The following is a 12,817-nucleotide window of genomic DNA, read 5'->3' as shown; positions in this document are numbered from 1 at the left end:
ATACCCCTAGGATGTACCAAAAGGATTCCCCCTTATGCGCAAGCGCTCAACAGACTATCAGTGGTACCCCTCACCCGTCTCTGACTTTATGCAGCAGGCCATCATTCCGGTCTCTGATGAGATTGAATTGTGTGTTGAGGTGGGGGGCAACCCGAACAATCCGCCCCTATTACTGATCATGGGACTGGGCTCGCAGCTGATTTTTTGGCCCGATTCGCTACTAAAGCGCCTTATCGATGCCGGCTTCTACATAATTCGCTATGACAATCGTGACATTGGCTTATCAACTAAGATTAAGCGCGATGACCTGCCTCGGGTCAATACCTTGTCAGCTATGTTTAAGCTGCAGTTTGGACTCGATAACTCGCAGACGCCGGTGCCCTATCGCTTAACTGATATGGCAGATGATGCCGCCCATTTAATTCAAGCTCTGGGTCTGTCTCAAGTGCATGTTTTAGGGGCCTCTATGGGCGGTATCATTGCTCAGATTTTATCGGCAAAGTATCCTCATTTAATCAATCGCTTGGCGCTTATCTTCTCAACTAATAACAAACCGTTATTGGCCCCGCCACGTCCAAAGCAGTTGTATACCTTAATTAAACGCCCTGATAGTCATGCTGAAGAGGACATTGTCAATCATGGCAAATGGTTTATAAAAACGGTGGGCTCCAAAGGCCATATTAATGAGCAAGCAGTGGCTGATATTGCCCGCCTACGCTATCAGCGCTGTTTTTATCCAGCCGGCACGTTACAGCAGCTGACGGCTATCTTAATGACCGGCTCAATTCAGCCTTACAGTAAAGAGGTCAAAGCCCCTACCTTGGTGATGCATGGCAGTAATGATGGCTTATTACCTCCCTCACATGGCAAAGCTGTGGCCAGTGACATCCCCAATGCCAAATTCAAGCTTATAAAAGGCATGTCTCATGATTTGCCTGAGTATTTCCAGCCGTTTATCGTCAGTCAACTAAAGCGCCACATGCTACAAATATAGCGCAATACCTGCTGTGCTTGGTACAGGTTGCAAATTAAGACGCCTCACAGCGGCGTCATAAAACTGAAACAGCCCTGCTTTATGGTAGAGATAAGCTGCCGGTCGTATAACACCCGGCGTACTTAAGCCTGTCCACACCACTTTAGGTGCTTTGTTTATGCCATGCTCTCACACTCCCTATCAAATCAAGACCAAGCCCTCCAAATACGCTGATTTTATGCAAGCGTACAAAATAAAAACCCCAAAATATAAGTTTTATCTGGAGCGTGGCGGCGATACAGAGGATCCTATTATATTGCTGGTTATGGGGCTTGGTGCCCAGTCTTTGGTATGGTCAAATGTATTTTGTAAGCGCTTAATAGACAATGGCTTTCAAGTTATTCGCTTTGACAACAGAGACATTGGAAAATCCAGCAAGCTCAAACACAAAAATCCACTCAATCAAGTCTACAAGGCGCGCCGTAAAAAGCTGAAGATGCTTGCTAAATTCAAACTCGGCCTACCCCTAAAGCTTGATGATCAAAGCATTCCTTATACTTTGTATGATATGAGTGAGGATATCAACCAACTGCTTAATGCGCTACAAATTGAGCGATGTCATGTGCTAGGTATGTCTATGGGGGGTATGATTGCACAGATTTTGGCCGCTCACTATCCGCACCGAATAGATAAACTCGGCTTACTTGCTACCAGTAATAATAAGCCGTTATTGCCGCCGCCCAAATGGGATGCGCTAAGAGCCTTGACTCAGCCTATACCCGAAGACAAAGATCCGCAGCAAATCATCAATAACCATTTGCACCTACAAAGAACGATTGGCTCACCGGACTTTTTTGATGAAAATCTTGCTTTAAGTCGCACTAAGCTGCTGTATAAGCGCCGGTTTTACCCCAAAGGAGTATCACGTCAGCTGCTGGCTATTTTGGCCACAGGTTCTTTGACCAAGATAGACAAGCTTATAAAGCAGCCTACTCTTATTGTACATGGTGCTTGCGATCGACTCCTGCCACCGGCACATGGTCACAGTTTAGCCAAAACCATCGCTCATGCTAATTTTAAACTGATACCCGGACTTGGCCATGATATCCCCTACCCTTTAGCCCGCTACCTTGCCGACCTATTCAGTGAGCACTTTTATACCCCTGATTCAGATGTCGCTTAATAAGACAGTGAGCTGTTTTTGACCGTTATTTTCAAAAAAAAGCGCCCTTTAAAGATATAAAGGGCGCTTTTTAAGCAGATATAAGCTTAGCAAATCATTAGTAGCTGATTATGCTATCAATGAATTATAGCTGCTCAGATTTTTTTGATAATACTTCGTTTAAAATCCAAACGGGTCTTACCACACCAGAGACTTCATCAGCCACAGCTTCTTGACGAATGTCTAGTAAATAGCGGTAACCTGGCTCAAAGGTAAAGCCTTGGATATCACCTGATAGCGTATTGAAGTTCTTTTGGAAAGGTTGACGATATTGTAAGCACTCGCCCTGAACCATAGTACCGTTAGCGGCAGGAATGTCACACACCGCTTTTTTTGGATCAACTTCAATCTTGATGCTAGGAATATTAATAACCTTAACAACTTGAGCCTCACCGTCCACAACCATAGCGCGTTCGTCGTTAAGTTGAGTGGTAGTACAGCCTGCTAAAGCAACCGTAGCCAATAAAACTGAAGATAGTAATAGTTTCATAAATACCTCTAAGTATAGTCAACTCAAATGAGTGAAAAGTTAAATAAATTAAAATCGTTCTTTCGTTCTTTTAGAGGCAAGCGATGCCCTCTAATTATGAACCAATTATAAGGGCAATACTGTGTTGCTATCCACTCACTATTTGTAATATTAGGTTAATAATGTCAATAGATATGGGTAATTCACTAAACTAATTACCCATTGATAACATTTTAATGAATTAGCTGCGGTAGTCGGCATTAATAGAGACGTATTCGTGTGATAAATCACAGGTGTAGACCGTATCTGTGGCTGATCCCATACCCAAATCAATGTGAATGGTAATCTCAGGTCGACTCATTACTGCTTGGCCTTGTGCTTCACTATAACTGTTATCCAACTGGCCACGAGTACAGATTGCCACATCATCTAGCTTAACGCTCACTAAGTTGGCATCTAAGTTTTTTGCCCCAGAGTAACCAACGGCTGCTACAATGCGGCCCCAGTTTGGATCACTGGCAAAAAAGGCTGTTTTAACCAGTGGCGAATGAGCCACCGCATAAGCCACGTCACAGCAGTCTTCTGTGGTCTTACCGCCCGTAACCTTAACGGTAATAAATTTGGTCGCCCCCTCGCCATCTCTGACAATCAAGGTTGCCAAACGCAAAAATACTTGCTTTAACGCCTCATAAATAGCAGCATAATGCGGATGCTGCTCTGAATCAATCACATGACTGCTGTCTTCACCCGTCGCAATCAGCACACAGCAGTCGTTGGTTGAGGTGTCACCATCAATGGTGATACGGTTGAACGATTGATTGGTCAATTCCACCAATATCTGCTGTAATAAAGGCTGTGCGATAGGCGCATCTGTTGCCACAAAGCCAAGCATGGTCGCCATATTCGGGCGAATCATGCCCGCGCCTTTTGAGATACCAGTAATATGATAGCTGATGCCATCTGCCACTTGCACTTGCTGACTGTCAAGCTTAGGAATAGTATCTGTAGTACGAATGGCATTGGCGGCAGCCAGCCAATTATCTGCTCCTAATGCAGCCAGACATTTATCTAGGCCGGTAATAATGGCCTCACTATTAATAGTCTCGCCAATCACACCCGTTGAAAAAGGCAGCACCTGTGTGCTCTCTACAGCGCCTTTATCTGCCAGCGCCTGACAAGTTTGTAAGGCACGTTTATGGCCTTCATCACCTGTCGCAGCATTGGCATTACCGGTGTTAATCAGCAGATAACGTGGCGAGCTGTTATTGGCGGCTAACTGAGCCAAATGTTCACGCACCAATAATACCGGCGCTGCGCAGCACTGATTGCTGGTTGTCACACAGGCTACCGCAGCGGTCGGGCTTAGCTCAAACACCACCAAATCATCTCGATTTTTATAACGTACGCCAGCGGCAGTAATACCGATTTTAACGCCTTTGATGGCATGAATGGTGCTAGGTGGGGCAATATTTCCTACTGGCATAGTGGTCCTTTTTATAACTGATTAATGATTTTTCTTAGATAACATACAGCTCTATTCTATTAGAACTTAAATGAAGCCCAAATTGGCGCATGATCAGAGGGCTTCTCCATAGCACGCAGCTCATAGCTGATACCAGCATCAATACATTTGTCCTCAATATCTTGAGTACACAAAATATGATCAATCCTTAGGCCACGCTTAGGGTCATCATCAAAGCCGCGGCTACGGTAGTCAAACCAGCTAAAGGTGTCATTGGCGTCTGGATAATGGATACGGTAAGTGTCTGATAACTCACGGCTCATAAGCGCACTGTACCACTCACGCTCCTCAGGTAAAAACGAGGTTTTGCCTTGGCTTAACCACCGCTTGGCATTTTTTTCACCAATGCCAATGTCATTATCTTCCGGCGCAATGTTCATATCACCCATAATGATAAGGGTGCGACCTTCTGCCTTTAGGGCATCAATATACTGGTTTAAATCAGCATAGTAAGCGCGCTTCATAGGAAACTTGGTTTCATGATTGCGGCTTTCACCTTGGGGAAAATAGCCATTTAATACATCCACCTCTTGCCCGTTAAACACATAGCGGGCATGAATGAAACGTTTTTGGGCATCTTCTGGCTCATCAGGAAAGCCTTTTTGGACGAATATGGGTTTTACTTTAGACACCAAAGCCACCCCATAATGAGCTTTTTGACCAAAAAACTCCACATGATATCCCAGTGACTCTACCAGTTCTAAAGGGAACTGCTCATCATGAACCTTGGTTTCTTGCAGTCCCATCACATCAGGGTCGATAATATCTCTTACCGCTTCTAATTGATGTTGACGGGCTCTAATACCATTAATGTTAAAACTGACAAAACGGGTCATTAATACATCCTAAACCATCGAATTTAATATCTACTAGATTTATCACTTGGTAATTACCAAGGCGTTTACTGCGCTAGCAATCATCGACTAGGGCAATAAACGGGTAATCTGCCACGTGTCTTGGGTCGATGCTCTTGAGTATAACAAACGGTCGTGCAGCCTATTGGCTCGTCCTTGCCAAAACTCAATTTCAGTAGCAGCAATCTCATACCCTCCCCAAAACTCAGGGGTGGGTACTGTATCACCTTCTGGGAATTTTTGCTTTAAGTTGGCAAAGATCTCATCCATGGCCTCACGGCTGGCGACCTCCCCGCTTTGAGGCTGACTCACCCAAGCGCCCACCTGACTTTCATAAGGGCGCTTTTGAAAATAAGCCTCAGTCTTGGCGCGATCGACTTTAGTAATGACGCCGCGCACACGCACTTGACGCTGCATGTCATGCCAAAAAAACAAAGCTTCAGCATGCGGGTTTTGCTCGATATCTTGACCCTTGTGGCTTAAGTAATTGGTATAAAATACAACGCCAAGCTCAGTAACTTCACGTACCAATACGGTTCTGACCGCTGGCATATTATCCGAGCCACAAGTCGCCAAACTAATGGCATAAGGCTCGGGTACGTTTTGTTCTATGGCCTCATTAAGCCACTGTTTTAACATAGCAAAAGGCTCTTGTGGTAAGATATCTTCGTGCAAAGCGCCTTTTTCATAAGACAGTCTTTTATCGCTAAAATCCATCATGCATCCTTAATATGTGAGTATTCGCTTAGAGGTAGTCAGACAGCTCATCGAATAAGCCATCGAATATCAAGAGCCGTTGGAGACTCCCAACAGCACTTGAGTTGACTGATTAAGCCATCACCTGTTTGACTTTATCTGCTAATTCATGTGCTAATTTGTCGCACTCTTCTGCATTATCCAGCTCAACCATCACTCGAATGAGCGGCTCAGTACCTGATTTGCGAATTAAGATACGGCCACGCCCTTCAATCTGTTTTGAGGCCGCCTCAAAGGCTGCCACCAACTCAGGGAAGTCATAAGGATCTTGCATTTGCTCTAAACGTACGTTGACCAGGCATTGAGGCAACAGCTTAAAGCCTTCTGTCAGCTGGCTTAAGCTCTTTTGAGTTTGCGCCATGACCGCCAGTACTTGAAGGCCGGCAATAATCGCATCTCCAGTGCGACTTTTATCTAAGCACAAGATATGACCTGATGGCTCACCGCCCAAAATCCAGCCTTTGGCCTCTAGGCCTTGCATCACATAGCGGTCTCCCACTTTGGCTCGCTCTAAAGCTATACCGGCCGCCTCTAATGCCAATTGCAGCCCCATATTGCTCATCTGAGTACCTACCACACCTTCAGCCTTGGCCTCTGATTTAGTGGCCAGGATATATAAGATACCATCGCCATCGACCACCACCCCTTTTTCATCGACCATAATAATACGGTCACCATCTCCATCTAAGGCAATACCCACATCAGCCTTGTGCTCAAGCACCGCCTTTTGTAGGGTTTCTGGATGGGTTGAGCCGCAATTATCATTAATATTAATGCCATTAGGCTTGTTGTGAATGGCAATAACGTTGGCACCCAGCTCACGCAGTACTCGAGGCCCCACACTGTAACCAGCACCATTAGCGCAGTCGATAACCACGGTCAAATTAGATAAGTCATACTGATAGGGAAAGCTGCCTTTACAAAACTCGATGTAACGGCCTTTGGCATCATTAATACGAAAATGCTTGCCAAGCTGAGCAGGATCATCTTGCGTATAATCGGCATGGCCTTCAACCACTGTTTTTAGCTTATCATTGATGGCATTTTGCATCTCATCGCTAAGCTTGCGGCCGTCCGCAGCAAAGAACTTAATACCATTATCATAATAAGGATTGTGTGAGGCTGAAATCACCACCCCAGCATCTGCATGGAAGCTGCGGGTTAAGTGCGCAATAGCCGGAGTTGGCAACGGGCCAATCATGTGCACATCTACCCCAGCTGAGTTGAATCCTGCCTGTAGCGCTGCTTCGATAACATAACCGGATAAACGGGTATCTTTGCCTATCACCACGCTCGGCTTTTTCTTAGGGTTGGGGTTTTGTTCCACCAATACCTGACCGGTGACATAACCCAACTTTAAGACAAAATCTGGGGTAATAGGAAATTTGCCAAAAAGACCACGAATACCATCTGTACCGAAATAGCTCATAAATACCTCAAATAATTAAAAATCAGTCAACACTTTATTATGCCTTAATATACTACAAAAAAAAGACCAAAAGATATTCTCTTTTGGTCTTTTTCAAAGCTTATCAAGCAGAGTAAAGCTTTTATTATCAAGGTCAAACAGCCAGGCCAATGTATTGTATATTAGCCCAGCCTTAGCAACTTTATACTAAGCCCTACCTTAGATTAGCTAATACGGTAGTTTGGTGCTTCTTTGGTGATTTGCACATCATGAACATGCGACTCTTTCATACCTGCAGAAGTAACTTTGATAAACTCAGGCTTAGTACGCATCTCATCGATGGTAGCACAGCCGGTGTAACCCATTGAAGAGCGTAGGCCGCCCACCATTTGGTTAACAATACCGCTTACGGGGCCTTTATAAGGAACACGGCCTTCGATGCCTTCTGGTACCAGCTTTTCAACACCGTCTTTGGCATCTTGGAAGTAACGATCTGATGAGCCGTTAGAGCCTGACATCGCACCCAAGCTACCCATACCACGATAAGCTTTGTAATAACGACCTTGGAACAGCTCAACCTCACCTGGCGCTTCTTCAGTACCGGCTAATAATGAGCCTACCATGATGCATGACGCGCCAGCAACAATGGCTTTGGCCATATCACCTGAGTAACGAATACCGCCATCAGCGATTAATGGAATACTGTCTTTTAGCGCTGATGCTACGTTATCAATCGCTGAGATCTGAGGCACACCCACACCAGCAATGATACGAGTGGTACAGATTGAACCTGGGCCAATACCCACTTTTACAGCGTTGGCACCGGCATCACGTAAAGCCAATGCCGCATCGCCTGTTGCAATGTTACCACCAATAACTTGGATGTGCGGGAAGTGCTTTTTCACCCAGCGTACTTTATCAATAACGCCTTGTGAGTGACCGTGGGCTGTATCGACCACAATCACATCCACTTCAGCTTCTGCTAACGCTTCTACACGTGCTTCAGTATCTGCACCTGTACCAACTGCGGCACCTACACGTAAGCGACCTTGAGAATCTTTACAAGCGTTAGGGTTGTTCTCCGCTTTGTTAAAGTCATTAACGGTGATCATACCTTTTAGGCCGAAGTTATCATCTACTACCAACACTTTTTCGATACGGTGCTCATGGAGTAGCTTCTTGATATTCTCGTTGCTTTCGCCTTCTTTGACAGTCACCAGCTTGTCTTGCGGGGTCATCACGTTACTTACAGGCTGGTTGTGATTGGTCTCAAAGCGCACATCACGGTGAGTAACAATACCCACGACTTGGCCACTACCGGCTTCTACTACCGGTACCCCTGAGATATTATTTTCGTGAGTAATGCGTAGTAACTCGCCCACGCTAATGTCTGGCGTCACTGTAATGGGGTCAACCACGGTACCGGCTTCAAACTTTTTGACACGGCGCACTTGCATCGCTTGGCGATCGATATCCATGTTCTTATGCACGATTCCCATACCACCAAGCTGTGCCATGGTGATGGCCATCTCTGACTCAGTCACTGTGTCCATTGCTGCAGAAATGATTGGAAGATTCAATGAGATATCTTCGGTTAATCGCGTCGTCAATGAAGCTGATTTAGGAAGCACATTAGAATATGCTGGTAAAAGTAATACATCATCAAAAGTTAGGGCATCATCTACGATTCGCAACATACAAACCTCTTGGCTGGGAAAAATAAGCAATCTATTATAGCAAAATAATTGTTTTTTGAGCAGGTGAATTTCACTTGGTAAGCGGTCTAAATACTTAAAAGATAACTACTAATAAATAAAAGCCATGCCAGTGAGGATGATCACCGCATTCCGTCACTATAAGTTGGCATAAAGACATAAACAGATAAAGACATAAACAGATAAAGACTTAAACAGACAAATACAAAGCTATCTGCGACATTGCCATTTTAATTCGTAAGCGTTTACTTCATTATTACAATAGTCACACTTAGCAGCGTGTCATTCACTGTAAGCCTTTAATGGGGCGTATTTTTTAAAAATAAACCGCTCGAAGTAAAAAGTTAGGGTTTAGCGGTTATCAGAGCTGTGTCTTAGCGGTCTAGGGGTTAAAGTAATGCGGTCAGTGGGTAGATGCATGCGGTGCTGCTGATTTAAATACGCCAGCATCTGCTGACGGATATCACACTCTAAATTCCAAGCATTTAAAGGCCCATCAGAGCTGACTTTTCCGCGTAAGGTGATGCCATCTTTAGTGGCGTCTATGACTCTAAAATCTGGCTCAACCTCTACATTATAAAGCTCATGTGCTCTTACCAACTCAAAGAATTTATCGGATATGGCATCAATGTCGGCCCCATAATCGACATACAAATAGATGGCGCTTGATTGTTGGGTGTTGGTGTGCGACCAGTTTTCCAATACCTCGGTCACAAAGTACTTCATGGGCACAATCAGGCGTCTGTCATCCCAAGTTTTGAGCACCGCATAGGTATAGCGTAAATCCTCAACCTCACACCAAATGTCATCGACCATAATGGTATCACCGATTCTCACCGGCTGCGTCACTGCCACCTGAAAACCAGCGATGATATTACCAAGCGTGGGCTGTGCCGCAATACCTATCACCACACCGGCAATACCTGCTGAGGTCAGCAGCGTGGTACCTAGTCCCTCTAAGTCAGTAAACTCAGCCAGACTGATCCACAGCCCGCCCATGACCATAACAAAGATAAAAATGCGTCTAAAGATAGACACATAAGTCATACGCTCACGCTGAATACTAAACTGCTCTTCATCGAGCGCATCGATTTGATAATCTTGATAACGATTGGCAAAAAAATTAATGCCACGTATGCCCAGCCACAACCCGCTTATGATCAAACAAATCCAGATAATGGGGCGTGTTGAGGTACCTATGGCCTCAACCTTAGGCAGGCTCCCTGAAACAAGGGCAAACATTAAAGACAAGCTAATAGTGACCGTAAGCGGCACGGTAATTTTGTAAAAAAAGTCAGTAATACCCTTACTGTGTAAAGACAACTCCTCAGTGTTGCCGCGCTTTTTGGCATGAGTGACATACCAATCACTAAGTTTTGCTACACCTTTACTAAGCGCAAAGCCAAGTCCCATAGTGGTGAACATAAATACGATGAGCACCAGTATCTCCCAGACACTGATACCAAGAACTTTGGCCGTTAATACCTCTGGCAGATAGCGCTCAAAGCCGGCAGGCTTATGGATGCTATATAGCGCCTCAATATTGGCGACAGTTTGTGAAGAAAAAACCCAAACTGGTGCTTCACCCTCGACACGCACCCGCTCTAAATAAAGCGGTACGCTGCGATTTTTGTAATTAATACTGCCAAGCTTAATGGAGCGCCTAGCGATACCTTGTATGGGGTTAGAGCCGCCCAATGCTGGTTCAATCAAGCCGTCTGAGCGATCAGGCAACTCATCGAAGACATACAGGCCTTGTTCACTTAGCAAGTAATCCAGCTTCTGTGCCAAATCTGAAGCATGACTAACCTGTAGGTCATCTTCTATAGAGTTGAGGTTGAGTGCATAACTTGCCAGCGCAAAGTCACTTTTTAGACTGGCACTGTTAAAAAAATCCAGCGTAGCCAGTGGTGTCTCTAAATTTGGCGGAGGATCAAGCTTAGGTAGCCCTGCATTGAGCTTATTAACCGCAAAATAAGCGTCATTAAATTCTCCAGTCAGCTCATTTTTGGCCAACAAACTGCGGGTGGGTGTCAGCGTGTCAGCTTGGGGCTGCTGCATCTGCTGCTTGACATAGGCCACTAAGCTATCGGGCTGCTGGATAACACTAGACTTAGCAGCATAGGCGCTTAGGGGACTCGCCATCAATACAACGGCGATGCACACCGCCCAAAGCGGTATCAGCAGGCGCAAAAAAGTGCCGTTAGAAGGATATTGGTCTGTCTGCGATGTCATAGCGCTCTACCTTTATCTGATTTCTAATGACACTTTTATGGTGCGTATTTTAGGGTACGTAAGTTTGCTAATAGCGGACATCTTTGGGTTTGACGCTACCGCCAATTTATTTGGGGCCACTTAATCCTCAAGCAGCCTAACAGATTAGGTGCGGCGCCACGTGGTACCAAGCTTACCATCTTCAAGCTCAATACCGCTATTTTGCAATAAATCACGAATCTCATCAGCACGTGCAAAGTTTTTATTGGCCTTAGAGTCGAGGCGCTCTTGAATTAACGCTTCAATTTGCTCATCACTCATTTGGCCCTCTACCACCTCACCAATTTGTGCCTGTAAGAACTCGGCAGGATTTAACTGACCAATATTTAAGATGCCTGCCAGCGCTCTTAGTTGAACAGCTTGCAGTTGTAATTGAGCCTGTGTGTCAGCATCATCCGCGTCACGGGCCAGTTTATTGACCTCTTTTGCCAAGCTAAATAACACACTAATGGCCTGCGGGGTATTGAAGTCATCGTTCATCGCGGCGATAAAGTCAGCACTGTGGGTACCGGCGTGCTCAGTATTGATAGACTCAATAGACTCAGCGGCACTTACTGAAGTATTTAGTACGGCATCGGCTGCCTTTAGGGCTTGATAGATACGGGTCAAACCAGAATGTGCTTCTTTTAACGCCGCATCAGAGAAGTTCACCTGACTGCGATAATGACTTGATAAAATAAAGAAGCGGATGGTCTCAGGATGAAACTTCTGCATCACTTCACGAATGGTGAAGAAGTTGCCCAATGATTTGGACATTTTTTCGCCATCAACGTTAATAAAGCCCACATGCATCCAGTTATGAGCATACGTGCAGCCCGTAGCCGCTTCGGATTGGGCAATCTCATTTTCATGATGCGGGAACTGTAAGTCGTGACCGCCGCCATGGATATCAAAGCTATTACCCAAGCACTTAGTCGACATGGCCGAGCACTCAATGTGCCACCCAGGTCGGCCACCACCCCAGCTTGATGCCCACTGAGGCTCACCGGCTTTGGCCGCCTTCCATAGCACAAAGTCAAATGGGTTTTTCTTATCGGTGTCCACATCCACACGTGAGCCAGCTTGCAAGTCCTCTAGTTTGCGCTTAGACAGCTTGCCATATCCTTCAAAGGTATCGACGGCATAATAGACATCACCATTAGAGGCGGCATAAGCATGCTGTTTTTGCTCAAGCGTGCCAATCATATCAAGCATCTCATCAATGTGCTCGGTGGCGCGTGGCTCAGCATCGGGGTTTTCACAGCCCAAAGCCGCCGCATCTTCATGCATCGCTTTAATAAAGCGATGGGTCAACTCACCAATCGGCTCACCATTTTCATTGGCACGCGCAATAATCTTGTCATCAATATCTGTAATGTTGCGCACATAATTGACCTCATAACCCAGATGACGCAACCAGCGAGACACCACATCAAAGGCGACCATGACGCGCGCATGACCAATATGACAATAATCATAAACTGTCATACCGCACACATACATGCCAATTTTACCCGCTTGTAATGGCTCAAAGCTGCGCTTGTTGGTGGTCATCGAATCATAGATCTTCAATGCCGCCTGCTGTTGCAGTAGCTGTTTTGATAAAAATTCAGGAGTTTGTGCGATTTTGGCAGGTGAGGACATA

10 protein-coding genes are annotated in these 12,817 nt (G+C 45.4%); 2 read left to right on the top strand and 8 right to left on the bottom strand.

Annotated elements, in window-relative coordinates:
- Positions 1-34 precede the first annotated feature (34 nt).
- Together JMX92_RS04385 and JMX92_RS04380 are read left to right on the top strand one after the other, a co-directional pair.
- Positions 35-994: an alpha/beta fold hydrolase gene (locus JMX92_RS04385; RefSeq protein ID WP_011960506.1), complete on the top strand. Its 960-nt coding sequence runs from the start codon at positions 35-37 to the stop codon at positions 992-994.
- 157 nt (positions 995-1,151) lie between these two features.
- On the top strand, positions 1,152-2,156 hold the full coding sequence (locus JMX92_RS04380) for an alpha/beta fold hydrolase (protein WP_201544130.1): 1,005 nt from the start codon (positions 1,152-1,154) through the stop codon (positions 2,154-2,156).
- 124 nt (positions 2,157-2,280) lie between these two features.
- Here the strand turns inward: JMX92_RS04380 and JMX92_RS04375 are convergent, their stop codons facing one another.
- The 8 genes from JMX92_RS04375 to cysS form a co-directional block, all read right to left on the bottom strand.
- The gene (locus tag JMX92_RS04375; RefSeq protein WP_011960508.1) at positions 2,281-2,685 is read right to left on the bottom strand and encodes a DUF4377 domain-containing protein; all 405 of its coding nucleotides are present in this window, start codon (positions 2,683-2,685) and stop codon (positions 2,281-2,283) included.
- Positions 2,686-2,905: 220 nt separating this feature from the next.
- Positions 2,906-4,147 carry a bifunctional glutamate N-acetyltransferase/amino-acid acetyltransferase ArgJ gene (argJ, locus tag JMX92_RS04370; protein ID WP_201544129.1) on the bottom strand — a complete coding sequence of 414 codons (1,242 nt, stop codon included), beginning with the start codon at positions 4,145-4,147 and terminating at the stop codon, positions 2,906-2,908.
- Positions 4,148-4,206: 59 nt separating this feature from the next.
- Positions 4,207-5,022, bottom strand: coding sequence for an exodeoxyribonuclease III (gene xthA, locus JMX92_RS04365; RefSeq protein ID WP_011960510.1), 816 nt, complete (start codon positions 5,020-5,022; stop codon positions 4,207-4,209).
- Positions 5,023-5,109: 87 nt separating this feature from the next.
- Positions 5,110-5,757, bottom strand: coding sequence for a pyridoxamine 5'-phosphate oxidase (gene pdxH, locus JMX92_RS04360; protein WP_201544128.1), 648 nt, complete (start codon positions 5,755-5,757; stop codon positions 5,110-5,112).
- Between the two features lie 112 nt (positions 5,758-5,869).
- Positions 5,870-7,225, bottom strand: a complete 1,356-nt coding sequence (glmM, locus tag JMX92_RS04355; RefSeq protein WP_011960512.1) for a phosphoglucosamine mutase — start codon at positions 7,223-7,225, stop codon at positions 5,870-5,872.
- Between the two features lie 203 nt (positions 7,226-7,428).
- Positions 7,429-8,901: an IMP dehydrogenase gene (guaB, locus tag JMX92_RS04350; RefSeq protein WP_011960513.1), complete on the bottom strand. Its 1,473-nt coding sequence runs from the start codon at positions 8,899-8,901 to the stop codon at positions 7,429-7,431.
- A gap of 369 nt (positions 8,902-9,270) precedes the next feature.
- Entirely contained in the window at positions 9,271-11,154 is a 1,884-nt protein-coding gene (locus JMX92_RS04345; protein WP_201544123.1) for a mechanosensitive ion channel family protein, read from the bottom strand.
- Positions 11,155-11,298: 144 nt separating this feature from the next.
- A complete protein-coding gene (gene cysS / locus JMX92_RS04340) occupies positions 11,299-12,816 on the bottom strand; it encodes a cysteine--tRNA ligase (RefSeq protein WP_201544121.1) in 1,518 nt (505 codons plus the stop codon).
- Between the last annotated feature and the right edge of the window lies 1 nt (position 12,817).

The sequence above is a fragment of the Psychrobacter sp. H7-1 genome (assembly GCF_904846585.1).
Taxonomy (GTDB): Bacteria; Pseudomonadota; Gammaproteobacteria; order Pseudomonadales; family Moraxellaceae; genus Psychrobacter; species Psychrobacter raelei.
Note: the sequence above shows the minus strand (reverse complement) of the source record. Positions and strands in the feature narration are given on the sequence as shown.